The following is a 25,400-nucleotide window of genomic DNA, read 5'->3' as shown; positions in this document are numbered from 1 at the left end:
CCGGAGCAGCGGTCAGTCGCGCGCGGGGTGCAGCCAGCGTGCGAAGACGCGGGTCAGCGTCGGCATCACGACGTAGCCGAGCAGCACGACCACGAGGCACGCCGACAGCAGCAGCCGGGCCGGCCACGGCCAGGCGCCGAGGTGCGGCATCAAGAGCAGCTGCAGCGTCGAGGTGATGAGGAAGACCGCGGCGATCGTGAGCACCGTCGACCGCCAGCGCGGGCCGGGTGCGGCCGGCCGGGTGAAGAAGCTGTCCAGCCCGGCGACCCGCGCGTACCGCTCCTCGTCGACCATCTCCTGCATCCGCTCGAGGGCGGTCCGGCGCTCCTCGGAACGCTCCCACGCGGCCAGGCAGGCGTCGTCGGTGAACCGGTACACCAGGTGGTACTCCGAGCTGCCCGGCCCGGGCTTGAGCAGCGTGCCGCCGAGGTTGCCGGGAAAGGTCGCGGCCAGCGCGAGGACGTCGGCGGCCCACCGCTCGAAGGCCTGCCGCCGGTGCGGGCGGACGACGCGGGCGACGGTGACGGTCACCGGCTCGGGAGTCCGGCCCGCGACCTCCTGGCGGGACAGGCGGGAGCGGAGCAGGGTTGTCACGGCCACGGACACCTCAGCGCTGAGAGACCCGCCGGTCATCCCGGCTGTCGGCGGTGTCACAGCAGCTCACCGGCCCGGAGGGGACACTGGCGGCGTGCCCGAGGGAGACACCGTCTGGCTGGCGGCGAAGCGGATGAACACCGCCCTCGCCGGCTCGACGCTGCGCCGCGGCGAGCTGCGCGTGCCCCAGCTGGCCGCGACCGACCTCGCCGGCTCGACCGTCACCGAGGTCGTGCCCCGCGGAAAGCACCTGCTGGTCCGCTTCGCCGACGGCTGGACGCTGCGCACCCACTTCCGGATGGACGGCAGCTGGCACATCTACCGGCCCGGCGCGAAGTGGCGCGGCGGCCCCGCGTTCGCCGTCCGGGCGGTGCTCGCCACCGACGAGTGGGAGTGCGTCGGCTACCGGCTGCACGACATCGCCATGGTCCGCACCGCCCACGAGGACCAGCTGGTCGGTCACCTCGGCCCCGACGTCCTGGCTCCCGACTGGGATCTCCAGGAGGCGCTGCGGCGGCTCCTGGCCCACCCCGACGAGCAGATCGGGGTCGCCCTCCTCGACCAGCGCAACCTGGCCGGCATCGGGAACCTCTACAAGGTCGAGTCGCTGTTCCTCTGCGGCGTCCACCCGTGGGCGCGGGTGGCCGACGTCGCCGACCTCGGCGGACTGGTCGAGCGCGCCCGCACGCTGATGCTGGCCAATCGCGAGCACCCCGAGCAGAGCACCACGGGCGACCTGCGTCGCGGCCGGCACCACTGGGTCTACGGCCACAAGGACCGCCCGTGCCGCCGCTGCGGCACGGCGATCCTGCGCGGCGACCAGGGCCCGGACCTGCAGGAACGCGTCACCTACTGGTGCCCGCGCTGCCAGGCCGCACGCTCGCCGATCGACCCGTCCGCGCGCACCGGCGAGCCCGGCCGGCCACCACCGCTGCCCAGCGCGCCCTGAGGCGGCCCCTCCAGCCCCCCGAGCGTGCGAGGGGTGGGTAGGAGGGGGTCCTCTACTGCTGCTCCGGGCGTTCGGCGGGCTGGGCCACCGGCTGCGATGCCGGGGTCTCGACCGTCGGCGACCCCTTCTCCAGCGCCGGCCCGACAGATCCGCCGGTGACCGCGGCCGGCCCCGAGGGCTGGCCCATGGAGGCCCGGATCTGGTCGAGGCGGGAGGCCCCGGCGACGTCGAGCGTGGCCTTCTGCACCTCGAGCATCCGGCCCTCGACCGAGGTCTGCGCGAGCTCGGCCTGCCCCAGGGCGTTGGCGTACCGCGCCTCGATCTTGTCGCGGACCTCCGACAGGCTGGGCGTGTTCCCCGGTGCCGACAGCTCGTTGACCTGCTTGAGCGACGCGGCGACGTGCTCCTGCATCTTGGCCTGCTCGAGCTGGCTCATCAGCTTGGTGCGCTCGGCCAGCGTCGTCTGCAGGCGCATGCGGCTCTGCTCGACCGCACCGCGGGCCTGCTCGGCGGCCTGCAGCGCCTCGTCGTGGCTGCGCTTGAGGTCCTCCATCGCCTGCTCGGCGGCCACCAGCTGGGTGGCGAAGGCCTGCGCGGCGTTCTCGTACTCCGCGGCCTTGCCCCCGTTCCCCGCGGCGCGGGTCTGGTCGGCCAGCACCAGCGCCTGGCGGGCCGAGGCCTGCAGCTTCTCCACCTCACCGAGCTGCCGGTTGAGCCGCATCTCCAGCTGCCGCTGGTTGCCCAGGACGGCGGCCGCCTGGTTGGCCAGCGCCTGGTGCCGCTGCTGCTCGGCCTCGATCGCCTGGGCGATCTGGATCTTCGGATCGGCCTTCTCGTCGATCTTGGCGTTGGCGGAGGCCGTGAGGTACTTCCACATCTTCACGAACGGGTTGGGCATCGGTCCTCCTGATCGGCGCGGATCGTCCACCGGTCATCCCCCGGCCGGCGGGCCGCAGCGATGGTCGTCCCCGTCATCGTCCCAGGTCTGCCGGGCCGTGAGCCACCAGGGACGTCCCCGGCCCTCCCCCGTTAGGGTCTCGGGGTGTCCACCGAGAGCCCGGTGTTGAGCGTCCTGGGTGAACTGGTCGTCGATCTGCTGCCCGATCCCACGGCGGACGCCGGGCCGGAGGGCACCGCGCCGCGGTACGTGGCACGACCCGGCGGCAACGCGCTCAACGTCGCGGTGGCGGCCGGGCGGCTCGGGGTGGCGGTGCGGCTGCTGGCCCGGCTCGGCACCGGCCCCCTCGCCCCGGCGCTGCGCCGGCACGCGGAGCTGTCCGGGGTCGACCCGGGCGGGTTCGTGGCCGCCGACGAGCCGGTCAGCCTGGCCGTCGTGGGCCTGGGCGCGGACGGCTCACCCGACTACGGCTTCCACGTCCTCGGCGCGGCCGACTGGCAGTGGACCGACGAGGAGCTGGCCGCCGTCCTCCCCGAGGAGACGGCCATCCTGCACGTCGGCTCCATCTCCAGCTGGACCCCGCCCGGCTGCGACGCGATCGCCCGGCTCGTCGAGCGGGTCGCCGCCGAGGACCGCGCGCTGATCAGCGTCGACCCCAACGTCCGCCCGATGCTCGCCGACGGGCCGGTCGGGACCGCGCTGGGCAACAGCCGCGCCGAGGTCCGTGCCCGCCTGGACCGGCTGCTCGCCCGGGCCGACGTGGTCAAGGTGAGCGCCGAGGACCTGCACTGGCTCGAGCCCGACGCCGGCGATGACCTGGACGCGACCGCGCTGCGCTGGGCCGACCGTGGAGCGGCGCTGGTGGTGCTCACCGACGGCGGCGCACCGTTGCGGATCGCCCGGCCGGGCCGCGCGCTGCTGCACCGCGAGCCGCCTCCGGTGGACGTCGTCGACACCGTGGGCGCCGGCGACTCGCTGGCCGCCGGGCTGTTCGCCGGGCTCCTGGCCGCCGGCGTCACGACCCGGACCGCGCTGCAGGAACTCCCCGACGAGCGGCTGCTGCCCATCGTCGACGACGCCGCGCTGGTGGCGGCGCTCAACTGCACCCGTGTGGGCGCCGACCCACCGACCCGCGACGAGCTGGCGGCAGCCCGCAGGTGACCGCCGCCGACGAGGTGGCCCTCGTCGGGTTCGCCGAGCTCTCGGCGACCGTCGTCCGGGCCCGGCTGCTCGCCGCCCACGAGCACTTCTGGGACACCGACACCCGGGCCCTGCACGACCCGGTGTGGTTCGACCAGTTCGGCGGTTTCGGCGTGCTCGCCCGCAGCGCCGAGGGAACCGACGCGGGCTACCTGCTCGGCGTGGTCACCGTCGACCGGCTGGCCTACCTCCACCTGCTCGCGGTGCGGTCCGACCGGAGGTGGACCGGCCTGGGCCGCCGCCTGGTGGGCTGGTTCGACCGGCTGGCGGGAGAGACCGGGGCGCGCGTCGTCCAGGCCACGGCGCGTCCGGACGACGTCGCCGCGGTCGGGTTCGCCACCGCGCTGGGCGCGAGCGCGCACCTGTCGCGCGACCGCGCCGGGCCGGGGCAGGACCGCCTGGTGCTGACCCGCTCCCTCCGCGGCTAGCCGGTCACGAGCCAGGCCGCGGTGTCCGGTGGCAGGGCGTCGCCGTCGTCCCCGCTGCGGAGGACCGGACGTCCGAGGCCGGCCAGCGGGAGGGGGCGGGCCGACATGTTCACCACGCACCGGAACGCCGGTCCGCGGTCGAAGGCCACGACGTCGGGTCCGACCTCGTGCCAGGTCAGGGGTGCGTCGTCCGCGAGACCGTGCAGTGACCGGCGCAGCCGCAGCGCATCGCGGTACAGCGAGAGCGTGGACGACGGGTCCTCCCGCTGCGCGGCGACGGTGAGCCCGCGCCACGACTCCGGCTGGGGCAGCCACGGCTGGACGCCGTCGGCCGAGAACCCGAACGGCGGCCGGTCCCCCGACCAGGGCAGCGGCACCCGGCAGCCGTCCCGGCCGCGGGCCGTGCGACCCGAGCGCTCCCAGGTGGGGTCCTGCAGGACCTCCTCGGGGAGGTCCTCCACCTCCGGCAGCCCGAGCTCCTCGCCCTGGTACAGGTAGGCCCCACCCGGCAGCGCCAGCGTCAGGAGCGCGGCGGCCCGGGCCCGGCGCAGCCCCAGTTCCAGGTCGGCGGGCGCCGACGCGTCGAAGCCCATCGTGGCGGCGCCGCTGCTGACGCGGCCGAAGCGGGTGACGTGCCGGGTCTCGTCGTGGCTCGACAGCACCCAGGTGGCCGGGGCGCCGACCGGCGCCAGCGCGGCGAGCGTCCCCTCGATGACCGCACGGATGCTGCCGGCGTCCCAGGGTGCCTTCAGGTAGTCGAAGTTGAAGGTGGTGTGCAGCTCGTCCGGCCGCACGTACCGGCTGAGCCGCTCGGGGCCGTTCACCACGGCCTCGGAGACGAAGAGACGGTCGCCGTCGTAGGTGTCCCCGATCCGGCGCCAGCGGCGGAAGATCTCGTGCACCTCGTCGACGTCCCAGTGCGGGTTGTCGACCCAGGCGCTCGACTCGAACAGCGCGCCGGGCCGGTGACCGGCGTCCGGCAGGCCCGGCAGCTTCGCCATCGCCGGCGCGGCGTCGACCCGGATGCCGTCGACGCCGCGGTCCAGCCAGAACCGGAGGATGTCGTCGAACTCCTCCTGGACCGTGATGTCGTCCCAGTCGAGGTCCGGCTGTTCCGGGGCGAACAGGTGCAGGTACCACTGCCCGGGACGGCCGTCGGGCTCCGTCACGCGGGTCCAGGCCCGGCCGCCGAACGCGCTGATCCAGTCGTTGGGCGGTTCGGCGCCCCCCGCCCGACCGTCGCGGAAGAAGTAGCGGGCCCGCTCCGGCGCACCGGGGCCGCCGGCCACGGCCGCCGCGAACCACGGGTGCTCGGCGGAGGTGTGGTTGGCCACCAGGTCGATGACGACCCGCAGACCCGCGGCGTGCGCCTCGGCGAGCAGCGCGTCCACGTCGGCCAGGGTGCCGACGCGGGGGTCGATGTCCCGGTAGTCGCTGACGTCGTAGCCGCCGTCGGCCATGGGCGACGGGTACCAGGGGGTGATCCAGACGGCGTCGACGCCGAGGTCGACCAGGTGCGCCAGGCGGCCGCGCAGGCCGTTCACGTCACCGAGGCCGTTCCCGTCGGAGTCGGCGAAGCTGCGCAGGTAGACCTCGTAGACGACGGCGGTCCGCCACCACGGGCGGCGTCCCTCCCCGGCGGTGGCGGGCATCGTGCTCCAGGCGTGCTCGACCCCCGGCCCGGCGGACGCCGGACCGGGGGGACGTGTGGGGTTCTCGGTGGAAGTGGAGCAGCGTCGCCGGCGGCCCGGTCGGCCGCCGGCGACGCTGCTCCCGGGTCAGGCCGCGCCGGCGCGGTGCGAGCCGCCGACCGTCTGCCCCGACGCCTGCGCGTCCTGCACCTGCTCCACCCGGTCCTCCGTCGCCATCTGGGTCAGCCGGGCGCCGGCCTCGGCGTCGCGGGTGAGGTTCTCCCCCGACTGCGGGTCGAAGACGTGCACCTTGCGGCTGTCGAGCCAGAACTCCGCCTCCCGCCCCTCACGGATGCGGCTGGTGGCGTCGATCGACACGATCGCCTGGGTGCGCAGCTCCTCCGAGTCCAGCTCGCGGGACAGGTCCCGCAGCTGGTTGCGGATGACCTCCGGCGCCTCGTAGGGGATGTAGGCGTACTGCGAGTCACCCAGCCACTCGGTCACGTCGACCCGCGCCCGGAAGAGCGAGCCCACCGGCCGCTTGGCCTCGTCGACCAGCGAGGCGTCCTCGAAGTACTCCGGCCGGATGCCGACCAGGAGCAGGTCGCGGCCCTTGACCGCACTGGCACGACGCTCGTCCAGCTGCACGTGGCCGAACGGCGTCTGCAGGCGGTCGCCCTCGAGGGTGGCCGGCAGGAAGTTCATCGGCGGCGAGCCGATGAACCCGGCGACGAAGAGGTTCACCGGCTGCTCGTAGAGCTCGCGAGGAGACGCGACCTGCTGGATCTTGCCCTTGCGCAGGACGCAGACCCGGTCGCCGAGCGTCATCGCCTCGGTCTGGTCGTGGGTGACGTAGACGGTGGTGATGCCGAGCCGCCGCTGCAGCCGGGAGATCTCCGTGCGCATCTGGCCGCGCAGCTTGGCGTCGAGGTTCGACAGCGGCTCGTCGAAGAGGAACGCCTCGGCCTGCCGCACGATGGCGCGTCCCATCGCGACCCGCTGCCGCTGACCGCCGGAGAGGTTGGCCGGCTTGCGCTCCAGGTGCTCCTTGAGCTCGAGCACGTCCGAGGCCTCGGTGACCCGGCGGCGGACCTCGTCGTCCGGGGTCTTGGACAGCCGGAGCGGGAAGGCGATGTTCTCGTACACCGTCATGTGCGGGTAGAGCGCGTAGTTCTGGAAGACCATCGACAGGTTGCGGTCGCGCGGCGCGAGGTCGTTGACCCGCTTCCCGCCGATGATCATGTCGCCGCTGGTGATGTCCTCGAGGCCCACGATCATCCGCAGCAGGGTGGACTTCCCGCACCCGGACGGGCCGACCAGGATCATGAACTCCCCGTCGGCGATGTCCAGGCTGACGTCGTTCACGGCGGGGAAACCGTCGCCGTACTGCTTGACGATGTTGCGCATCTCGATGGAGGCCATGGGTCTCGCCCTTCGATGAGTCGATCCACCTTCGGTGGGTCGGTCGGTGCAGAGTCTGGGAACGCTCAGCCCTTGACAGCGCCGTTGGTCAGGCCGGCGACGATGCGCCGCTGGAACAGGAGCACCAGCACGACGACCGGGATGGTCACGACGACCGCGGCCGCGGCGATCACGGTGGTGGGATCCTCGAACTGCGACGCGCCCGAGAACAGGCCGAGCGCCGCCGGAACCGGGCGCGACGCGTCGGTCGACGTCAGCGAGATGCCGTAGGCGAAGTCGTTCCACGCGATGAAGAACGCGATGATCGCCGTCGTGAAGACGCCGGGGGCGGCCAGCGGCACGATGACGCGGCGGAAGGCCTGCCACGTCGTGGCGCCGTCGACCTGCGCGGCCTGCTCCATCTCCCACGGGATCTCGCGGAAGAAGGCCGACATGGTCCAGATGGAGATGGGCAGCGTCAGGGACAGGTACGGGATGATCAGGCCCAGCCACGTGTCGTAGAGACCGATCTGCCGCCAGACGTTGAACAGCGGCGTGACGATCGAGATCACCGGGAAGATCGCCACGGCGAGGGCGGTGGACAGGATCAGCTTCTTGCCCGGGAAGTCCAGCCGTGCGATGGCGTAGGCCGCGAACATCGACAGCAGGCAGGAGACCGCCGTCGCGATGAGGCAGATGCCGAACGAGTTGCGCAGCGCCGGCAGGAACAGGTCCGCCGCCGACCCGGTGAAGATCTCCTGGTAGTTGCTCCAGGACGCATCCGTGGGGAGGAACGACGCGTTGGAGACGTCGGCGGGCGCCTTGAACGACAGCGAGATGATCCAGGCGATCGGGAACAGGCAGTAGATGATGATCAGCGCCCCGCCGAGCCACCACCACACCTTCGACCTGGTGGACATCAGCGCTCTCCCCTCGTCTGGGCCAGATCGACTTTGAACCCCTTGATGAACCCGAACGCGATGAGCACGACGGCGAGGAACAGGAGCACCGAGACCGCCGACCCCAGCCCGATCTCGACACGGGTGATGGTCTGCCGATAGGCGAGGAAGGACACCGATTCCGTCCCGTTCGCACCGGCGGTCATGATGAAGATGCTGTCGAAGATCCGGAACGCGTCGAGGGTGCGGAACAGCAGCGCCACCATGATGGCGGCCTTCATGTTCGGGATGGTGACCCGCCAGAGACGTTGCCACGCGGTGGCGCCGTCGACCTTGGCCGCCTCCTGGAGGACCTCCGGCACCTGCGCGAGGCCGGCGAGCAGCAGGAGCGAGATGAACGGTGTGGTCTTCCAGATCTCGGCCAGGCAGATCACCAGCAGCGAGGTCCACCGTTCGCCGAACCAGTCGGTGTCCGCAGCGACGCCGGGCAGCCAGGCGAACCAGCTGTTGACGAATCCCGTGTTGACGTCGAACGCGAACTGCCAGGCGTAGGCGGACACGACCGTGATGACCGCGTACGGGATGAGGATCGCCGCACGCAGCACCGGCCGCAGGGACCGGAGCGCCTTCGCCATGACGAAGGCCAGCGCAAAGCCCAGGACGAGTTCCACGAGGACGGTGACCACGGTGATGAACACCGTCACCCAGATCGCCTGCCACCACAGCCCGTCGCTCAGCACGACCCAGTAGTTCTGCAGGCCGTTGAACGACCGGTTCTCCGGGTCGGTGAGCCGGTAGGAGAACAGCGAGTCGTAGACCGCCTGCATGATCGGGTAGGCGGTCACGAGGAGCATCACGATGAAGGCCGGCCCGGCCAGCAACCAGCCGAGCTTGCGTTCGGCGCGTGACCTGTCGGAGAGCCCGTGCGGGGGCGCCGACACCGGTTGCGTCTTCTCCCGCGGCGGGAGCGTCGTCGAGCTCACAGCAACTCCTCCCCAGCGAGAACCGCAGTGATCAGGTCAGTGGCCTGCTCGGGTGTCTGCTCCGGGTCGACCGAGTCCGGCGGGTGGTACTCGCGCTGGATCGACCCGGAGACCTCGCTGTAGTACGGCGTCAGCGGTCGGGGGGCCGCGAGCTCGAGCGACTCCCGGATCACCGGCGCCTGCGGGAACACCTCGATGACCTCGGGGTCGTCGTACACCGAGGCCTTGGCCGCGGGGTTGCCGTTGGTCGTGAAGTAGTAGGCCTGGTTCTCCTCGGAGACGATGCACTCGGCCGCCTCGAAGGCGAAGTCGACGTTCTCCGCGAAGGCGCCGATCCCGAGGTTGATGCCGCCGTACGGTGGCGCGCTGGGCTGGTCCGCGTCGACGCGTGGGTAGAGGGCCCAGCCGTAGTCGTCGGGGACGTCGGGCTCCATCGTGCCGGCCTCGACGGCGCTGAGGGCGCGGGGCCAGACGAACGGCCAGTTGACCATGAAGCCGCCGCTCTCGCCCTCGAACTGGGTGGCGTTGGAGTCCTCGTTGGCGGTGGAGAAGGCCGCGCCGGTGGTCCCGGACTCGGCTACGCTGCGCATGACCTCTGCGGCGCGCGTCCCCGCATCGGAGACGAGACCGAACTCGTAGTCCTCGGGAGCGTCGGCCTGCTCCTCGATGATCGAGCCGCCGGCCGACTCGGTGAGCGCGTTCACCCACACCGTGAGGGACTCTGAGCGGATGCCCTGGGCGCTGACGGTCGTCCCCGTCGACCTGGCCGCCTCGACGATCTGATCCCACGTGACGGGCTGCTCCATGTCGAGGCCGGCGGCCTCGACGACCGACTTGCGGTACCAGAGCAGCTGCGTGTTGGCCCAGAACGGGATCGCGACGAGCTCCTCGTTCCACGTCGAGCCCTCGATGGCGCTCTGCACGACGTCCTCGGTGACCCGCTCGGCGACGTCGTCCGGCACCGGGGCCAGGAACCCGGCCTGAGCGAACTCCGGGATGTAGGGCGGGTCCAGGCTCATGATGTCGATGGAGCTGTCCTCGGCGGCGAGACGCCGGACGAGCTGCTCCCGCTGCGAGGGCGAGTCGCGCGGCAGCTGCGAGACCTCGATCGTGTACCGGCCATCCGCCTGCTCCGTGCAGCGCGAGGCGATCTCGGCCTGGCCACCGGAATCCGGGTTGATGTACCAGGTCAGCGCGGAGGCGCCGCCGCCGCTACCGCCGCAGGCCGCCAGAGTGCCGCTGGCCACGAGCGCCGCGGCGGTGCCGGCGAGGCCGCGCCGCCGGCTGCTCCCTCGTCCGTGTCGTGGCCGGCTACCGGGATGGACGGGCACGGTCATCGCCTCCGTTGGCTTCGGACGCCGGTCGGTCACCCAGCGACTTGGAGCGTGGTGCAGGTCACGGGGGGTGTCAATTCGAAGCGGTGCGGATCCGGCTGATCGCGACCTGACCGAGACGTCCTGGCGTGTCGCGTCGGCATGTCGGCGCCCGGGACGGTGCTCAGCCGTCCTTGCCCAGGCCCGCGATCACCGACGGTGTGGTCATCTCCTTGGGGGTCCGGGGCAGCACGGTGTCGACGTAGGAGCGCGCCGCGGCCGTCGTCCCGACGTCGCGGCCGGCCTTCTCGGACAGGAACCACCGGTGCTCGAGCACCTCGTGGAACACCTGGGCCGGCGCGAGCCGGCCGGCCAGCTCGGGCGGGATGGCGTCGACCACCGGCTGGTACACCTCGGCCAGCCAGCGGTAGCCGGCGACGGTCTCGGCGACCGGGCCGCCGGCCTTCTGCTCCAGGTAGGCGCGGAAGGCACGCAGGTCGTTGAGCAGCCGCCGGGCCTGGTTCTCCTGCACCTCCAGCCCGGTCAACCGGAACAGCTCCCGGCGGTGCTGCCCCGGCTCGGCCACGCGGGTCTCCACCCGCAGCTTCACCCCGCCGTCGGGCAGCGTGATCAGCTCGACCTCGCCGACGTCGAACCCCAGGTCGTTGAGCCGGCGCAACCGCTCGGCCACCCGGTAGCGCTGCTCGTCCCGCCGGAAGACCTCCTCGCGGGTCACCTCGTCCCAGAGCGCCTCGTACCGCGGGGGCAGGCTGTCGGCGAGCTCGATCGGGTCGCAGCCCGCGGGGAGGAGCTCGCCGAACTGCAGGTCGAGCAGCTCGGCACCCACCCGCTCCCGGGCGAGGTCGACGTCGTAGGCCCGCTGGCCGCGGGACAGCTGCGGGTGGCGTTCGGCGGTCTCGGCGTCCACCAGGTAGGCCGCGAGCGTGCCGGCGTCGAGCCGGAAGAGGGTGTTGGACAGCGAGCAGTCGCCCCAGAACACCCCCGCGAGGTGCAGCCGGACGAGCAGCACGACCATCGTGTCCAGCAGCTGGTCGGCGGAGTGCTCGCCGTGCGGCCGGGAGAACAGGTACCGGTAGGACATCGAGTACTCGAGGTACCGGGTGACCAGGATGGCGTCCTGCCCGTGCGGCCGGTCGACGCAGATGCCGAGGACCGAGACCGACGGCAGGCCCTCCTCCTCGAACTCACCGAGGAGGGCGTACTCGTGCCGCGCCAGCGACTCGGCGATCTCCTTGAGTGCGAAGACCTGGCCCTGCTCGGCGACGAAGCGCACGACGTGCCGGGAGATGCCGCGTTGCGGCACCTCGAGCAGCAGCTCCGGGTCCCACTCCTCGAGCGGTTCGTTCCACGGCAGGGTGAGCAACCCGTGGCCGTCGGTGCCGGGCGGGCGGAACAGGTACCGCATGGCGACCTCCGTCGGCGGCCGGCAGCCGGTCGCCGCTGGGGGACAGCGGCGTCGGACTGTCACGATGCCATGCCGCTCCGCGCGCCGCGCGCCGCCGTCGGGGGGTCAGGACGGGGGTGCGGCCGCGTCCACCAGCACGGCGAGGCGGTCCGCCGCGGCGGCCCTCGCGGCGGGCTCGCCCGGCTGGAGGACGACCCCCACCAGCCAGTGCGCGATCAGGTCGGCGGTGGCCGGGTCGGTCCCCAGCGCGCCTGCGATCCGCCCGACGACGTCGCTCCAGCGGGCCGGTCCGGCGGCGAGCAGGGCGGTCAGGACCTCCGGCTCGTCGGCGGCCAGCCGGCGCAGCACCGGGTGCCCGGCCAGCTCGTCGGCGAGGGCGCCCAGCGCGGCAGCCGGGGGCAGGCCGGCGACGAGTGCGGTCAGCCGGTCCAGCTCCGCGGCGAGCAGGGCGCGGGCGACCTCGTCCTTGGTGCGGAAGTGGTTGTACAGCGTCGCCTTGGCCACCCCGGCCGCGCCGGCGACGGATTGCATGGTGCTGCGGCGCAGGCCCCGACCGGCGAACGCGTGCGCCGCCCCGTCGAGCAGGCCGGCGCGGGTCCGGTTCATGGCGTTGCCGGCGCGGGTGTGCGCACCGGGCCGGTGCGCCGGGCCGGGCGGTGCCCAGTCCGGGGGCAGCGCGGGATCCGGGGAGAGCGGGCCGACCGTCGCCATGGGTCCCTGTCTGGCACCGGGGCGGCGGCGAGTCAAGGAGGCCGGCACCGGGGCCGGCCGTGTCGGGGCGTGCCTAGGCGGCCAGCGAGACCGCCTCGCCCGGGCGCGCGCCGGGGCGGGCCGGTGCACCGACGAGGGCCAGGGCCGGCTCGGCGGCCGCCTGCTCCGCGGACTGCGCGGGCACCTGCTGCTCGTCCGGCGACCCCCCGGTCGCGGGGACCAGCGGGCGGACCCGGACGTCGTCCCCGCGCAGGCCGAGGCTGACCTCGGCCAACAGGTCGGCGAGCTCGACGTCGAGGGCGTCGCAGATGGAGGCCAGCAGTTCGGAGGAGGCCTCCTTCTGCCCGCGTTCCACCTCGGAGAGGTAGCCCAGGCTCACCCGGGCGGCTCCGGAGACGTCGCGCAGCGTCCGACGCTGACGCAGCCGGTGGCCGCGCAGGGTCGTCCCGAGCTGGGTGCGCAGCAGCGTCATGGCCGTCTCCTGTCCTGCCTGTGCGGAAGCGGCGGCTCCCGGAGGGTGCCGTGCGCTCACGGTACGCGGCGCCACCGACAGGCACCGCGCCATCCCCGGCGCGTCCGCTCTGGGCGTAACGCCGTGCTCGGAGGCTGTCTTCCGGGGCGCCCCCCTCCCGGGTCCCGCCCTCAGCCCGCGGAGGGTCGACGGACCCGTCCCGGGCCCCGCCGCGAGCCTGCGAACGGTGGGGAGGACGGGGTCCTCCTCGGGGTCCTCTCTCAGGCGGCGGCGTCGCTGCGCGAGCCGCCGGTCGGGCCCGCGGCGCGGCGCGCGGCGGCGGCGCGCATGGCCCGGGCGCTGGTCCGGCGCAGCGTCAGCGCGCGGTAGACGTAGTCCAGCCCGGTCACCACGGTGAGCACCAGCGCCACCGCCATGACCCACCACCGGACACTGGCCAGCACGCCCTCCAGCGGCAGGATGTAGAGCCCGATCGCCAGCGCCTGGACGACGGTCTTGGCCTTGCCGCCCCGGCTGGCCGCGATCACACCGTGCCGGATCACCCAGAACCGCAGCAGGGTGACCCCGACCTCGCGGACGACGATCACCAGCGTCACCCACCAGGTCACCAGCGACAGGGCCGACAGCGCGATGAGCGCGGTGCCGGTCAGCGCCTTGTCCGCGATCGGGTCGGCCAGCTTGCCGAACTCGGTGACCTGGCCGGTGCGGCGGGCGATCATCCCGTCGTAGCGGTCGGTGATGATGGCCAGCGCGAAGAACAGCGTGGCCCAGTACCGCTGCGACTCGTCGGTACCGCCGTCGGTGAGCAGCAGGACGGCGAAGACCGGCACCACGGCCAGCCGCAGCACGGTCAGCGCGTTCGGCAGGTTGAGCACCCGCACCGACTGCGGCGGGGTGGCGGCCGGGTCCGCCGGTGCGCTCATACGGCCTCCTCGGTGGCGCTCGTCGCCCGCGTCCGCGGCGCTGCGGTGCCCGTCAGCGGGGTCGCGGGCGCGCTCACCGGGCCACCGCGGGCACCAGCGCGGTGGCGACCAGGTCCACGCCGTCGGTGCCGACGACCTCGGCGGCGACCAGTCCACCGGCGACCGCACCGGCGGGCACCCCGGTCACCGTCGTCGTCCCGTCGGCGTCGGGGTCCTGGTGGGCGGCGTGGCCCAGCCACGTGCCCTCCCCCTCCTCGGCCGCGAGGTCGTCGGTGAGCAGCACCTCGACCCGCTCACCGACCCGGTCCTCGGCCCGCTGGGCGGTGAGCTCCTCCACCAGGTCGGTGATCCGACGGACCCGGGCGTCGATCTCGGTCTGGTCGAGCTTGCCGGGCAGGGTCACCGCCTCGGTGCCCTCCTCGTCGGAGTATCCGAAGACGCCGACCGCGTCCAGCCGGCCGGCCACCAGGAACCGCTCGAGCTCGGCGACGTCGTCCTCGGTCTCCCCCGGGAAGCCGAGGATGACGTTGGTGCGGAAGCCGGCGGTGGGCGCCATCGCCCGGGCCCGCTCGATCAGCGCGAGGAAGTCCTCGGTGCCGCCGAACCGGCGCATCCGGCGCAGCAGCGACGGCGAGGAGTGCTGGAAGGACAGGTCGAAGTAGGGCGCGATGCGCTCGGTCGACGCGATGGCCTCCAGCAGCCCCGGCCGCAGTTCCGCCGGCTGGAGGTAGGCGACCCGCACCCGGGCGAGGCCCTCGACCGCGGCCAGCTGCGGCAGCAGCTGCTCGAGGAGGCGCAGGTTCCCGAGGTCCTTGCCGTAGGAGGTGGAGTTCTCGCTGACCAGCACCAGCTCGGTGACGCCCTGGCTCGCCAGCCACTGCGCCTCGCCGAGCACCTCGGCGGGCGGGCGGGAGACGAAGGAGCCGCGAAAGGTGGGGATGGCGCAGAAGGCGCAGCGCCGGTCGCACCCGCTGGCCAGCTTCAGCGCGGCGGACGGGCCGCTCGCCAGCCGGCGACGCTGCAGCCAGCCGTGGCCGGGGATCGCCGGGGCGTCGTCGGCGCCGACGGCGGTGGCGCGGGCGGCGGTGGCGCGGGCGGCGGGGCTGATCGGCAGCAGGGTGCGCCGGTCCCGGGGGTCGTGCGGTACCAGCGGGCGCCCGGTGAGGACGTCGTCGAGCCGGTCCCCGATCGCGGTGTAGTCGTCGAAGCCGAGGACCGTCGCCTCGGGCAGCGCGCCGGCGAGCTCCGAGCCGTACCGCTCGGCCATGCACCCGACCGCGATCACCTCGGCCCCGGAGTCGGTGGCGGCGAGGATCGCGTCGACGGAGTCCTTCTTGGCCGACTCGATGAAGCCGCAGGTGTTCACCAGGACGGCGTCGGCGTCGTCGGCGTCCGCGACCAGCTCGTAGCCGTCGGCGGCCAGGCGGCCCGCCAGCTCCTCGGAGTCGACCTCGTTGCGGGCGCACCCGAGGGTCACCACCGCCACTCTGCGGGCAGGGTCGGGCGGAGGTGTCACCGGCCCATCGTAGTCGGCGGGCGGGGTGCACCCGGCGGAAGCGGAGCGGCCCCGCTGCAGGGACCCGTCGCGGGGCGGGCGAGCGGCGGGAGTCCTGCTACTCGCCGCCGCGCAGGGTGAACATCACCGACTCCAGCTCGTCCGGCTTCACCAGCACGTCGCGCGCCTTGGAGCCCTCCGACGGGCCGACGATGCCGCGGCTCTCCATGAGGTCCATGAGCCGGCCGGCCTTGGCGAAGCCGACCCGCAGCTTGCGCTGCAGCATCGACGTCGAGCCGAACTGGCTGGTGACCACGAGCTCGACGGCCTGCACCAGCAGCTCGAGGTCCCCGCCGATGTCCTCGTCGATCTCCTTCTTCTCGCCGGCGGCGGCGGTGAAGACCTCCTCCCGGTACTCGGGCTCGGCCTGCCGCTTGGTGAACTCGACGACCGCCTCGATCTCGGCGTCGGAGACGTAGGCGCCCTGGACGCGCATCGGCTTGCCCGCGCCGATGGGCAGGAAGAGGGCGTCACCCATGCCGATGAGCTTCTCCGCGCCCGGCTGGTCGAGGATGACCCGGCTGTCGGTGAGGCTGGAGGTGGAGAACGCCAGCCGCGACGGCACGTTGGCCTTGATCAGGCCGGTGACGACGTCCACCGAGGGCCGCTGCGTGGCGAGCACGAGGTGGATGCCGGCCGCACGGGCCTTCTGGGTGATCCGGACGATCGACTCCTCGACGTCGCGCGGGGCGACCATCATGAGGTCGGCCAGCTCGTCGACGATGGCGAGGATGTACGGGTAGGGGCGGTAGACCCGCTCGCTGCCCGGCGGGGCGGTGATCTCGCCGCGCTCGACCTTGCGGTTGAAGTCGTCGATGTGCCGGACCCCGGTGGAGCGCATGTCCTGGTAGCGCTGCTCCATCTCCTCGACCAGCCAGGCCAGCGCGGTGGCCGCCTTCTTGGGGTCGGTGATGATCGGCGTGATCAGGTGCGGGATGCCGTCGTAGGGCGTCAGCTCGACCATCTTCGGGTCGATGAGGATCATCCGCAGCTGCTCCGGGGTCGCCCGCAGCAGCAGCGAGGTCAGCAGCGAGTTGACGCAGCTGGACTTACCGGCACCGGTGGCGCCGGCGACCAGCAGGTGCGGCATCTTCGCCAGGTTCGCGCAGACGAACCCGCCCTCGATGTCCTTGCCCAGCCCGACCAGCATCGGGTGCGGGTCCTGCTTGGCCACCTGGGAGCGCAGCACGTCGCCCAGGCTCACCATCTCGCGGTCGACGTTGGGGACCTCGACGCCGACCGCGGACTTGCCGGGGATCGGCGCGAGGATCCGGATGTTGTCGTTGGCCACGGCGTAGGCCATGTTCTTGGTCAGCGCGGTGATCTTCTCGACCTTGACCGCCGGGCCGAGCTCGATCTCGTAGCGGGTGACGGTCGGGCCGCGGGTGAAGCTGGTGACGGCCGCGTCGACGTTGAACTGCTCGAGGACGCCGGTGATCGCCGCGATCGCCGCCTCGTTGGCCTTCGACCCCTTCTTCGGCGGGTCGCCGGGGCGCAGCACGCTGACCGAGGGCAGCGTGTACGCGCCCTCCACCGGCTCGATGCGCAGCTGCTCGGGCTCGGTGATCGGCTCGAGCGTCTCCGGCGGAGCGGTGCGGTCGACCACCGGCGGACGCGGCGCGGGCGGCCCGGACGGCGGCTCCCGGCGCACCGCCTCGGGCGCCTCGTCGAAGGCGGCGTGGTCGATGGCGGGGACGGTGTCCACCGGACCGGTGTCGGTCAGGTCGTCCATCAGCGTCCGACGCCGCGACCGGGGACTCGGTGCCTCGAGCGACTCGTCGTCGCCCTCGTCGTCCCAGTCCTCGTCGTACTCGTCGTCGTGCGACTGGCCCAGCAGGCGGTCGCCGAGCTCGCGGAGGCGCTCGGGGATCTGGTGCACCGGCGTCGCGGTGAGCACCAGCAGCCCGAAGAACGCCATGAGGACGAGGAGGACGACGGTGACGACGCTGCCCACACCGGCGATCAGCGGCGTGCCGGCCGCCCAGCCGATCAGGCCACCGGTACCTGGGCGCCCCGCGGCCGGGGAGCCGGGCTCACCGACGACGTGCGCGATGCCGAGCACCGACACGACGACGCACAGCCAGCCGATGGTCAGCCGGCCGCGGGCCTCCGGGCGTGGGCCGCGGCGCAGCAGGCGCAGGGCGGCGAAGAACAGCACGACCGGCAGCACGAGCACCAGGGAGCCGACGACCCAGCGCACCCCGTCGGCGAGCGCGGCGCCGACCGGTCCGATGCCGTTGGTCCAGGCCGCCGCGCCGAGCACGACGGCCAGGCCGAGCACGGCCAGGCCGACGCCGTCGCGGCGGTGCTCGGGCGCGAGCGGCTCGGCCTCCTCGGGGCGGGCCACCGACCGGGCCAGGCCGCCGGCGCCGCGGGCGAGCAGCGACCAGCCGCCGCTGACGACGCCCCACAGGCCGGGGCCGGACTTCCTCGGGGCCGGCTTGCGGGCGGCGGGCTTGCGCCCTCCGGCCGCCGACCGCTTCGCGGGCGGTCGCTTCTTGGACGCGGTCGACCCGGATCCGGAGCGGCCGCGCGCAGGCGACCGACCCGACGAGCGGGTCGTCGTCGTGCGAGCAGGCATGCGTCAGACGGTAAGGGCCACGGAGCCCTGACGACGGCAGGCGGACCATCGTGTCCGCCACCGACGGTCGGGGCCCGGTCACTCCCTCGACGTCGCCGGACGCCATCTGGCCGACCCCGATCACCTCGGAACCCGTCGTGCCGACCGCCGCGCGCCTCGGCGAGGTCGTCGTTGATCCACGCCCGGGTGTGGGGCTTCGACCTGCCCGCCGACGCGGACGTCACGCCGATCGAGCCGAGGGAGGACGGAGGCGGGTCCTCCGTCACACCTCGAGGACGGTGGGGATGATCATCGGACGACGGCGGTGCGTGTCGGAGACCCACTTGCCGATCGTCCGGCGGATCACCTGGGAGAGCCGGTGCGGATCGGTCTCGCCGTCGGCCAGGGTGCGCCGCAGCACGTCCTCGACCAGCTCCAGCGCCGGGTCGAACACGGCCGGGTCGTCGGCGAAACCGCGGGCGGACAGGTGGACCGGCCGCACGATGGTGCCGGTCGAGGGCTCGATGACGACGGTGAGCGCGACGAACCCCTCGTCGCCGAGGATGCGCCGCTCCTGCAGCGACTCCTCCCCCACGTCGCCGACGTTGAGGCCGTCGACGTACACGTCGCCCACCGGCACGCTGCCCACGATCGAGGCCTTGCCGTCGACGAGGTCGACGACCACGCCGTTCTCGGCCAGCAGCACCCGGTCGGCCGCCATGCCGGTCTGCTCGGCCAGCGCGGCGTGGGCGCGCAGGTGCCGCCACTCCCCGTGCACCGGCATGAGGTGCCGGGGCTGGGCCACGTTGAGCAGCGTGCGCAGCTCGCCGGCCGGCGCGTGCCCGGAGACGTGCACCATCGCCGTCTCCTTGTGGACGACGGTCGCGCCGAGCCGGGCCAGGCCGTTGATCACCTTGTAGACGGCGGTCTCGTTGCCCGGCACCAGGGAGGAGGCGAGCACGATGGTGTCGCCGGCCTCGATCGTGACCTGGTGGTGCTCGCCGCGGGCCATGCGGCCCAGCGCCGACAGCGGCTCCCCCTGCGATCCGGTGCTGATCAGCACGACCTGCTCGGGCGGCATCGACGTCGCCTCGTCGAGGGAGACCATGAGCCCGGGCGCCACCCGCAGCACGCCGAGGTCGCGGGCCACCCCCATGTTGCGGACCATCGACCGGCCGACGAGGGCGACCTTGCGGCCGTGCATCTCCGCGGCGTCGAGGACCTGCTGGATGCGGTGCACGTGGCTGGCGAAGCTGGAGACGATCAGCCGCTGCGTCGCGCGGCGGAAGACGTCCTCGAGGACCGGGCCGATCGCCCGCTCGGAGGTGACGAAGCCGGGCACCTCGGCGTTGGTCGAGTCGGCCAGCAGCAGGTCGATGCCCTCGAGCCCGAGCCGGGCGAAGGCGCCGAGGTCGGTGAGGACGCCGTCGAGCGGCAGCTGGTCCATCTTGAAGTCGCCGGTGTGCACCAGGACGCCGGCCGGCGTGTGGACGGCGACGGCCAGCGCGTCGGGGATCGAGTGGTTGACGCTGATGAACTCGCAGTGGAAGGGCCCGGCCAGGTGGTCGTCCCCGGCGGCCACCTCCACCAGCACCGGGTCGAGCCGGTGTTCCCGCAGCTTGGCCTTGACCAGCGCCAGCGTGAACCGCGAGCCGACCAGCGGGAGGTCCTCGCGCATGCGCAGCAGGTACGGGATGGCGCCGATGTGGTCCTCGTGCCCGTGGGTGAGCACCACGGCGACGACGTCGTCCAGCCGGTGCTCGATCACGCCGAAGTCCGGGAGGATCAGGTCGACGCCGGGCTGCTCGGGCTCCGGGAAGAGGACGCCGCAGTCGATGACCAGCAGCTTGCCCTCGAACTCCAGGACGGCCATGTTGCGGCCGATCTCGCCGAGCCCGCCCAGCGCCATCACCCGCAGGCCGCCGGTCGGCAGCGCGGGCGGGGCCTGCAGGTCCAGGTGCGGCTGGGTGGCGCCCGCCGTCACAGGGCCACCCCGCCCGCGGCGAGATCCGCGCGGAGCGTGGCGACCTGTTCGGGCGTGGCGTCGACCAGCGGCGGCCGGACCGGTCCGGACGGCAGGCCGAGCTCGCGCAGGGCGGCCTTGACCAGGATGACGCCCTGGGTGCGGAAGACCCCGGTGTACACCGGCAGGAGGCTCTCGTTGACCGCCCGGGCCTTCACCAGGTCGCCGGACTCGACCGCGGCGATCAGCTCGGCCAGCCGGGGCCCGACCAGGTGCCCGACGACGCTCACCACGCCGACCGCGCCGAGGGCCAGCAGCGGGAGGTTGAGCATGTCCTCGCCGCTGTAGTACGCGAGGTCGGTCCGGGCAAGGGTCCAGGCGACCGCGCCGAGGTCGCCCTTGGCGTCCTTGACCGCGACGATCCGCGGGTGCTCCGCGGCCCGGACCAGGGTCTCCACCTCGATGGGGACGACGGTCCGCGGCGGGATGTCGTAGAGCATCACCGGCAGGTCGGTCGAGTCGGCGACGGCCGTGAAGTGCCGCAGCAGGCCGGCCTGCGGGGGCTTGTTGTAGTACGGCGTCACGACCATGAGGCCGTGGGCGCCGAGCCGTTCGGCGTCCCGCGCCTTGTCGATCGAGTGGGCGGTGTCGTTGGTGCCGACCCCGGCGACGACCGTGGCGCGGTCGCCGACCGCGTCGAGCACCGCCTCGAGGACGGCGCGCTGCTCGGCGTCGCTGAGGGTCGGCGACTCCCCCGTCGTCCCGGCGATGACGAGGCCGTCGTGGCCACCCCGGTCGACCAGGTGGGCGGCCAGTTCCTGGGCCCCGGCCAGGTCGATCGAGCCGTCGTCGGCCAACGGGGTGACCATCGCCGTCAGAACGCGCCCGAAGGGCCGGGCGGGGTCGCTGGTCATGGGGAGAATCTACCGACCCGCTCCGGACGGCACGCCGCCGTCGGCGTCCCGTCGGGCGTACTCCGACACCGCGTACCGCAGCCCCGTGGTCGACGTCGACCACCCGTCCCGCGGCTCCCGGGACACCCGCCGCCACTCCGGACCGAGTTCCGGCGCCCACGTGTCACCGTCCACGTGGGTGTCGACGTCGGTGACGACGAGCCGGTCGGCGTGCGGCAGGAACGCGGCGTACACGCGGCCGCCGCCGATCACCCACAGGGGGCCGTCGTGCTCGGCGAGCACCTGCGCCACCGACCCCGCCGGGTACGCGCCGTCGGCCGCCCACGACGGATCGGAGGTCAGGACGACGTTCCGCCGCCCGGGCAGCGGTCGGAACCGCTCGGGCAGGGACTCCCAGGTGCGCCGGCCCATGACGACGGTGCCGCCCGTGGTGAGCTCGCGGAACAGCCGGAGGTCCTCGGGCAGGTGCCAGGGCAGGCCGCCGTCGGCGCCGATCACACCGCCGCGCGCCTGGGCCCAGACCAGCCCGATGGTCACACCGCGACCGCGGCGCGGATGGCCGGGTGGTGCCGGTAGTCCTTCAGCGTGAAGTGCTCGTAGGTGTAGTCGAACAGCGACGGCGCCGGGGCGAGCTCCAGGGCCGGGAACGGCAGCACCTCGCGGGACAGCTGCTCGGTGACCTGCTCGACGTGGTTGCTGTAGACGTGGCAGTCGCCGCCGACCCAGATGAAGTCACCGGGGGCGAGGCCGACCTGGTCGGCGACCATGCGGGTGAGCAGCGCGTAGCTGGCGATGTTGAACGGCACGCCCAGGAAGAGGTCGGCGCTGCGCTGGTAGAGCTGGCAGGACAGCCGGCCGTCGGCCACGTAGAACTGGAACAGGGCGTGACAGGGGGCCAGGGCCATGTCCGGCAGGGCGGCGACGTTCCACGCCGAGACCAGCATCCGCCGGGAGTCCGGGTCGCTGCGCAGCGTCTCCAGGACGGCGCCGATCTGGTCGATGTGCTCGCCCCCCGGCGCCGGCCACGAACGCCACTGCACGCCGTAGACGGGGCCCAGCTCGCCCTCCGGGGAGGCCCACTCGTCCCAGATGGTCACGCCCTTGTCGCGCAACCAGCCGACGTTGGAGTCGCCGCGGAGGAACCACAGGAGCTCGTAGGCGACCGACTTGAAGTGGACGCGCTTGGTGGTGACGAGCGGGAACCGCTCGGAGAGGTCGTAGCGCAGCCGCTCCCCGAACAGGCTCACCGTGCCGGTGCCGGTGCGGTCCTCCTTGGGGGTGCCGTGCTCGAGCACCCGGCGCAGCAGGTCCTCGTACTGGGTGTCGATCGGCCCGTCGGTTGCGCTTGCCACGCGCCCGAGACTACGGCCGGACACCGACACCGGGCCGCGACCCGGGTCACCGCGGGGTCGCTCCAGCCCCACCGGTCAGACTCGTCACCGTGGTGTGGTGGGAGGTGCCCGTGGCGGCCGCCGGAGGCCTGCTCCTGGTGTGGGGCGGTCTCCTCCTCGTGCTCTGGCGGACCCGGCCGCCGGACCTGACCGTGCACGAGGCGCTGCGCCTGCTGCCCGACCTGGTCCGGCTGGTGCGGCGGCTCGCGGCCGACCGCAGCCTGCCGCGCAGGGTCCGGTGGCGGCTCTGGGCGCTGCTGGCCTACCTGCTGTCGCCGGTCGACCTGGTGCCGGACGTCGTCCCGGTGCTCGGCTACGCCGACGACGTGGTCGTGGTGGCGCTGGCGCTGCGCTCGGTGGTGCGCAGCGCCGGCGCCGACCGGCTCCGACGGGCGTGGCCGGGAAGCCCGGCCGGGCTGGCGGTCGTGCTGCGGCTCGCCGGGCTGCCCGCGGGCTGAGTGGGTCCCTCACGCCACGGCGGCGGCGAGATCGGCGGCGAGGTCGCCCCGCTCGGCGACGGCGACCGCCTCGAGCTCCAGCCAGCCGGCCAGCAGCGCCAGTTCCTCGGCGAGCGCGGCGGCGACCTCGGCCCGGTCGACGCCCGCCTCGGCGAACGCCGACTGCACGCGCAGCACGCCCGCCTGCCGGTCGGCCTTGAGGTCGACGCGGGCGACCAGCCGGTCACCGAGCAGGAACGGGAGCACGTAGTAACCGTGCACCCGCTTGGCCGCCGGCGTGTAGATCTCCAGCCGGTAGCGGAACCCGAAGATGCGCTCGACCCGCGGCCGCTCCCACACGAGCGAGTCGAAGGGGCTCAGCAGCGCCCGGGCCCGCACCCAGCGGGGACGTCGCGCGTCCGGGTGCACCCAGGCGGGCGCTCCCCAGCCGGCGACGTCCACCGGCAGCAGCTCCCCGGCCTCGGTCAGTTCGGCGATGGCGGCGCGAGCGGCGGCCGGCCGCAGGCGGAAGTAGTCGCGGAGGTCGCGCTCGGTGGCCACGCCGAGCGCGCGGGCCGCCGTCCGGACGAGTTCCCGCACCGCCTCCGCCGGCTCGGGGGTCGGCGCCTGCACCACCGCCGTCGGCAGCACCCGCTCGGTGAGGTCGTAGACGCGCTCGAACCCGGCCGTCCGGCCGCGGGTGGTGAGGACGCCGGTGTAGAAGAGCCACTCGAGCGCGACCTTGCCGGCATGCCAGTTCCACATGCTCCCGGGCCGGTCCGGCCGGGGTTCGGCGAGGTCGCCGGCCTTGAGCGGACCGCCCTCCCGCACCCGGTCCAGCACCTCGGCCACGTAGCCCGGCCGCTCCCGCTGGATCCGCACCATCGACCCCCACGCGTGCTCCTCCGCCGCCGCCATGCGCCAGCGCAGGTACGGGTGCAGCCGGACGGGCAGGAACGACGCCTCGTGCGCCCAGTACTCGAAGACCTCCCGACGGCGGCCGGCGAGGTCGTCGAGGGCCGCCCGCCGGTAGGGGCCCAACCGGCTGAACGCCGGCAGGTAGTGCGACCGGGACAGCACGTTCACCGAGTCGATCTGCACGACGGCGAGGCGGCCGACCGTCCGCCGCAGGTGCCGGCCGTCGACGACGGCGGTGGGGCGCGGCTCGGCGAAGCCCTGCGCCGCGAGGGCCATGCGCCGGGCGAGCGCGGCCGGGAGCCGGTCGACGGCGGGGGCGGTCACGGACGCAGATCCTGCCGGGTGGGTCCGACAGATCGGGACGGCCCCTACGCTGCCCCGCGTGGACCCGACCTCGCCGTTCCCGCGGCTGACCGGCAGCGCGGACGTGGCGGTGCGCCCGGCCCGGCCCGAGGACGCCGCGGCGATCGCGCGGGTGCAGGCGGTCACCTGGCGGACGGCGTACCGCGCCGTCCTCCCGGCCGAGGTCCTGGACACGTGGGACGACGACGCCGTCACGACCTCGTGGCGCGCCGCGGTGACCGCCCCGCCCACACCCGCCCACGGCGTGCTGGTCGCCCTGGAGCAGGACAGCGTGGTGGGGTTCGCCGCCTACGGCCCGCCGGAACTGGGTGCCGGCGAGGCACCGCACCCGGCCGGTCCCACCACCGAGGTCGCCGCGCTGCTCGTCGAGCCCCGGTGGGGACGCCGCGGCCACGGCAGCCGGCTCCTGGCGGCGGTCGCGGACCTCGCGCGGGGCACCGGTGCGGCCCGGCTGCAGACGTGGCTGCTGGAGGAGGACCGCGCGTCGGCGGACTTCTTCGAGTCGGCCGGCTGGGGGCGGGACGGCTGGGTGCGGACGCTGGACACGGGGTCCGCGCCGCTGCGCGAGGTGCGCTGGCACGCGTTGTTGGAGGGGGCGGACGAGTGAGCTTCGAGGGGTTCCCGGACGAGGGCCTGGTCTTCTACGAGGGGCTGGAGGCCGACAACAGCAAGACCTACTGGACCCGCCACCGCGACGCCTACGACACCTGCGTGAAGGCGCCCCTGCAGGCCCTGGTCGACGAACTGGCCGGCGAGTTCGGTCCGGCGAAGCTGTTCCGCCCGTACCGCGACGTCCGCTTCAGCCATGACAAGACGCCGTACAAGACCCACCAGGGTGCCGTGGTGCACCCGGAGGGGCGCGGCACCGGCGCCTGGTACGTGCAGCTCTCGGCCGAGGGCCTGATGATCGCCGGCGGGGCCTGGCGACTGGAGTCCGACCAGGTGGCCCGCTACCGCCGCGCCGTGGCCGACGACGTCCAGGGCGGTCGCCTGAGCACCGAGGTGGAGCGGCTGAAGGGCGCCGGCTGGGAGATCGGTGGTGAGCGGCTCACCCGCGTTCCCTCCGGCTTCCCGTCGGACGGCGACCGCTCGGACCTCCTCCGCCACAAGTCGCTGCACGCGGGCCGGCGCTGGGACCCGGCCGACTGGCTGCACGACCGCCGCGCCCTCGACGAGGTGAGGGCCGGCTGGCGGGACCTCACCGCGCTCAACACCTGGCTGGCCGACAACGTGGGAGCGACCACCAAGGAGCCCCGTCCCCGCCGCTGACCCCGCCCCAACCCGTCGTTTTCCGCGGAAACCGCCGGAACAGACCGGACATCCGGTGCGGAAAGCCGCGAACGACGGCCGCGGAGCGCGCCCCCCCCTGGCCCGGCGCCCGCGCCCGGCGCCCGCCCTGTCGGCGGTTTCCGCGGAGATCGCCGGGGGGCGGGAGGTTCGGTGCGGACGGGCCCGGCCCCGGCATGGCCGG

The 25,400-nt window shown here is 73.7% G+C and carries 24 protein-coding genes; 6 read left to right on the top strand and 18 right to left on the bottom strand.

Features of this window, described 5'->3' with window-relative positions; translation table 11 throughout:
* Positions 1-12 precede the first annotated feature (12 nt).
* Entirely contained in the window at positions 13-594 is a 582-nt protein-coding gene (locus tag MY520_RS06425; RefSeq protein WP_436691247.1) for an antibiotic biosynthesis monooxygenase, read from the bottom strand.
* A 94-nt stretch (positions 595-688) separates the two neighbouring features.
* Between MY520_RS06425 and MY520_RS06420 the strand changes: the two genes are divergently transcribed.
* Positions 689-1,543, top strand: coding sequence for a DNA-formamidopyrimidine glycosylase family protein (locus MY520_RS06420; RefSeq protein ID WP_436691245.1), 855 nt, complete (start codon positions 689-691; stop codon positions 1,541-1,543).
* 52 nt (positions 1,544-1,595) lie between these two features.
* Here the strand turns inward: MY520_RS06420 and MY520_RS06415 are convergent, their stop codons facing one another.
* Complete coding sequence (locus MY520_RS06415; protein WP_436691243.1) at positions 1,596-2,441, bottom strand: PspA/IM30 family protein; 846 nt, start codon at positions 2,439-2,441, stop codon at positions 1,596-1,598.
* A gap of 144 nt (positions 2,442-2,585) precedes the next feature.
* Between MY520_RS06415 and MY520_RS06410 the strand changes: the two genes are divergently transcribed.
* Both MY520_RS06410 and MY520_RS06405 read left to right on the top strand, forming a co-directional pair.
* Positions 2,586-3,602 carry a carbohydrate kinase family protein gene (locus tag MY520_RS06410; protein ID WP_436691241.1) on the top strand — a complete coding sequence of 339 codons (1,017 nt, stop codon included), beginning with the start codon at positions 2,586-2,588 and terminating at the stop codon, positions 3,600-3,602.
* Positions 3,599-4,069: a GNAT family N-acetyltransferase gene (locus MY520_RS06405; protein ID WP_436691239.1), complete on the top strand. Its 471-nt coding sequence runs from the start codon at positions 3,599-3,601 to the stop codon at positions 4,067-4,069. The genes MY520_RS06410 and MY520_RS06405 overlap by 4 nt, the downstream gene beginning before the upstream one ends.
* Here the strand turns inward: MY520_RS06405 and MY520_RS06400 are convergent.
* From MY520_RS06400 to MY520_RS06330, 15 genes are all read right to left on the bottom strand, one after another.
* A complete protein-coding gene (locus MY520_RS06400) occupies positions 4,066-5,721 on the bottom strand; it encodes a glycoside hydrolase family 13 protein (protein WP_436691237.1) in 1,656 nt (551 codons plus the stop codon). The genes MY520_RS06405 and MY520_RS06400 overlap by 4 nt on opposite strands.
* A 126-nt stretch (positions 5,722-5,847) precedes the next feature.
* On the bottom strand, positions 5,848-7,122 hold the full coding sequence (locus MY520_RS06395; RefSeq protein ID WP_436691235.1) for an ABC transporter ATP-binding protein: 1,275 nt from the start codon (positions 7,120-7,122) through the stop codon (positions 5,848-5,850).
* Positions 7,123-7,187: 65 nt separating this feature from the next.
* Positions 7,188-8,021: a carbohydrate ABC transporter permease gene (locus tag MY520_RS06390; RefSeq protein ID WP_436691233.1), complete on the bottom strand. Its 834-nt coding sequence runs from the start codon at positions 8,019-8,021 to the stop codon at positions 7,188-7,190.
* The gene (locus MY520_RS06385; protein ID WP_436691231.1) at positions 8,021-8,983 is read right to left on the bottom strand and encodes a carbohydrate ABC transporter permease; all 963 of its coding nucleotides are present in this window, start codon (positions 8,981-8,983) and stop codon (positions 8,021-8,023) included. The genes MY520_RS06390 and MY520_RS06385 overlap by 1 nt, the downstream gene beginning before the upstream one ends.
* The gene (locus MY520_RS06380) at positions 8,980-10,230 is read right to left on the bottom strand and encodes an extracellular solute-binding protein (protein WP_436691229.1); all 1,251 of its coding nucleotides are present in this window, start codon (positions 10,228-10,230) and stop codon (positions 8,980-8,982) included. The genes MY520_RS06385 and MY520_RS06380 overlap by 4 nt, the downstream gene beginning before the upstream one ends.
* 250 nt (positions 10,231-10,480) lie before the next feature.
* Entirely contained in the window at positions 10,481-11,722 is a 1,242-nt protein-coding gene (locus MY520_RS06375) for a DUF4032 domain-containing protein (protein WP_436691227.1), read from the bottom strand.
* Positions 11,723-11,827: 105 nt separating this feature from the next.
* Positions 11,828-12,433: a TetR/AcrR family transcriptional regulator gene (locus MY520_RS06370; protein ID WP_436691225.1), complete on the bottom strand. Its 606-nt coding sequence runs from the start codon at positions 12,431-12,433 to the stop codon at positions 11,828-11,830.
* A 73-nt stretch (positions 12,434-12,506) separates the two neighbouring features.
* Entirely contained in the window at positions 12,507-12,905 is a 399-nt protein-coding gene (locus MY520_RS06365; RefSeq protein ID WP_436691223.1) for a helix-turn-helix domain-containing protein, read from the bottom strand.
* A 260-nt stretch (positions 12,906-13,165) separates the two neighbouring features.
* Positions 13,166-13,828 carry a CDP-diacylglycerol--glycerol-3-phosphate 3-phosphatidyltransferase gene (gene pgsA / locus MY520_RS06360; RefSeq protein WP_436691221.1) on the bottom strand — a complete coding sequence of 221 codons (663 nt, stop codon included), beginning with the start codon at positions 13,826-13,828 and terminating at the stop codon, positions 13,166-13,168.
* Between the two features lie 73 nt (positions 13,829-13,901).
* Positions 13,902-15,344: a 30S ribosomal protein S12 methylthiotransferase RimO gene (rimO, locus tag MY520_RS06355; protein ID WP_436691219.1), complete on the bottom strand. Its 1,443-nt coding sequence runs from the start codon at positions 15,342-15,344 to the stop codon at positions 13,902-13,904.
* Between the two features lie 97 nt (positions 15,345-15,441).
* Positions 15,442-17,964, bottom strand: a complete 2,523-nt coding sequence (locus MY520_RS06350) for a DNA translocase FtsK 4TM domain-containing protein (RefSeq protein ID WP_436691217.1) — start codon at positions 17,962-17,964, stop codon at positions 15,442-15,444.
* A 262-nt stretch (positions 17,965-18,226) separates the two neighbouring features.
* A complete protein-coding gene (locus MY520_RS06345) occupies positions 18,227-19,927 on the bottom strand; it encodes a ribonuclease J (RefSeq protein ID WP_436691215.1) in 1,701 nt (566 codons plus the stop codon).
* Entirely contained in the window at positions 19,924-20,820 is an 897-nt protein-coding gene (dapA, locus tag MY520_RS06340; RefSeq protein ID WP_436691213.1) for a 4-hydroxy-tetrahydrodipicolinate synthase, read from the bottom strand. Before dapA ends, MY520_RS06345 begins: the two co-directional genes overlap by 4 nt.
* A gap of 9 nt (positions 20,821-20,829) precedes the next feature.
* Positions 20,830-21,357 carry a dihydrofolate reductase gene (locus MY520_RS06335; RefSeq protein WP_436691211.1) on the bottom strand — a complete coding sequence of 176 codons (528 nt, stop codon included), beginning with the start codon at positions 21,355-21,357 and terminating at the stop codon, positions 20,830-20,832.
* Complete coding sequence (locus tag MY520_RS06330) at positions 21,354-22,172, bottom strand: thymidylate synthase (RefSeq protein ID WP_436691209.1); 819 nt, start codon at positions 22,170-22,172, stop codon at positions 21,354-21,356. The genes MY520_RS06335 and MY520_RS06330 overlap by 4 nt, the downstream gene beginning before the upstream one ends.
* A 110-nt stretch (positions 22,173-22,282) precedes the next feature.
* Here MY520_RS06330 and MY520_RS06325 point away from each other — a divergent pair, with 110 nt between their 5' ends.
* A complete protein-coding gene (locus tag MY520_RS06325; protein WP_436691207.1) occupies positions 22,283-22,669 on the top strand; it encodes a YkvA family protein in 387 nt (128 codons plus the stop codon).
* Between the two features lie 9 nt (positions 22,670-22,678).
* Here the strand turns inward: MY520_RS06325 and MY520_RS06320 are convergent, their stop codons facing one another.
* A complete protein-coding gene (locus MY520_RS06320; RefSeq protein ID WP_436691205.1) occupies positions 22,679-23,890 on the bottom strand; it encodes a winged helix-turn-helix domain-containing protein in 1,212 nt (403 codons plus the stop codon).
* 58 nt (positions 23,891-23,948) lie between these two features.
* Between MY520_RS06320 and MY520_RS06315 the strand changes: the two genes are divergently transcribed.
* Together MY520_RS06315 and MY520_RS06310 are read left to right on the top strand one after the other, a co-directional pair.
* The gene (locus MY520_RS06315; protein WP_436691203.1) at positions 23,949-24,536 is read left to right on the top strand and encodes an N-acetyltransferase family protein; all 588 of its coding nucleotides are present in this window, start codon (positions 23,949-23,951) and stop codon (positions 24,534-24,536) included.
* On the top strand, positions 24,533-25,198 hold the full coding sequence (locus MY520_RS06310) for a DUF2461 domain-containing protein (protein WP_436691201.1): 666 nt from the start codon (positions 24,533-24,535) through the stop codon (positions 25,196-25,198). Before MY520_RS06315 ends, MY520_RS06310 begins: the two co-directional genes overlap by 4 nt.
* Positions 25,199-25,400: the final 202 nt, after the last annotated feature.

It is taken from the genome of Geodermatophilus sp. CPCC 205506 (assembly GCF_051383635.1).
In the GTDB taxonomy this organism is placed as follows: Bacteria; Actinomycetota; Actinomycetes; order Mycobacteriales; family Geodermatophilaceae; genus Geodermatophilus.
The sequence above is the reverse complement of the archived record's forward strand: the minus strand, read 5'-3'. Positions and strand labels throughout refer to the sequence as shown.

What these genes read in the sequence shown, in the direction of transcription:
- MY520_RS06415 (WP_436691243.1), bottom strand. Translation starts at nt 2,441, where the DNA reads ATGCCCAACCCGTTCGTGAAGATGTGGAAGTACCTCACGGCCTCCGCC.
- MY520_RS06400 (WP_436691237.1), bottom strand. Translation starts at nt 5,721, where the DNA reads ATGCCCGCCACCGCCGGGGAGGGACGCCGCCCGTGGTGGCGGACCGCC.
- MY520_RS06395 (WP_436691235.1), bottom strand. Translation starts at nt 7,122, where the DNA reads ATGGCCTCCATCGAGATGCGCAACATCGTCAAGCAGTACGGCGACGGT.
- MY520_RS06390 (WP_436691233.1), bottom strand. Translation starts at nt 8,021, where the DNA reads ATGTCCACCAGGTCGAAGGTGTGGTGGTGGCTCGGCGGGGCGCTGATC.
- MY520_RS06375 (WP_436691227.1), bottom strand. Translation starts at nt 11,722, where the DNA reads ATGCGGTACCTGTTCCGCCCGCCCGGCACCGACGGCCACGGGTTGCTC.
- MY520_RS06370 (WP_436691225.1), bottom strand. Translation starts at nt 12,433, where the DNA reads ATGGCGACGGTCGGCCCGCTCTCCCCGGATCCCGCGCTGCCCCCGGAC.
- MY520_RS06365 (WP_436691223.1), bottom strand. Translation starts at nt 12,905, where the DNA reads ATGACGCTGCTGCGCACCCAGCTCGGGACGACCCTGCGCGGCCACCGG.
- pgsA (WP_436691221.1), bottom strand. Translation starts at nt 13,828, where the DNA reads ATGAGCGCACCGGCGGACCCGGCCGCCACCCCGCCGCAGTCGGTGCGG.
- MY520_RS06350 (WP_436691217.1), bottom strand. Translation starts at nt 17,964, where the DNA reads ATGCCTGCTCGCACGACGACGACCCGCTCGTCGGGTCGGTCGCCTGCG.
- dapA (WP_436691213.1), bottom strand. Translation starts at nt 20,820, where the DNA reads ATGACCAGCGACCCCGCCCGGCCCTTCGGGCGCGTTCTGACGGCGATG.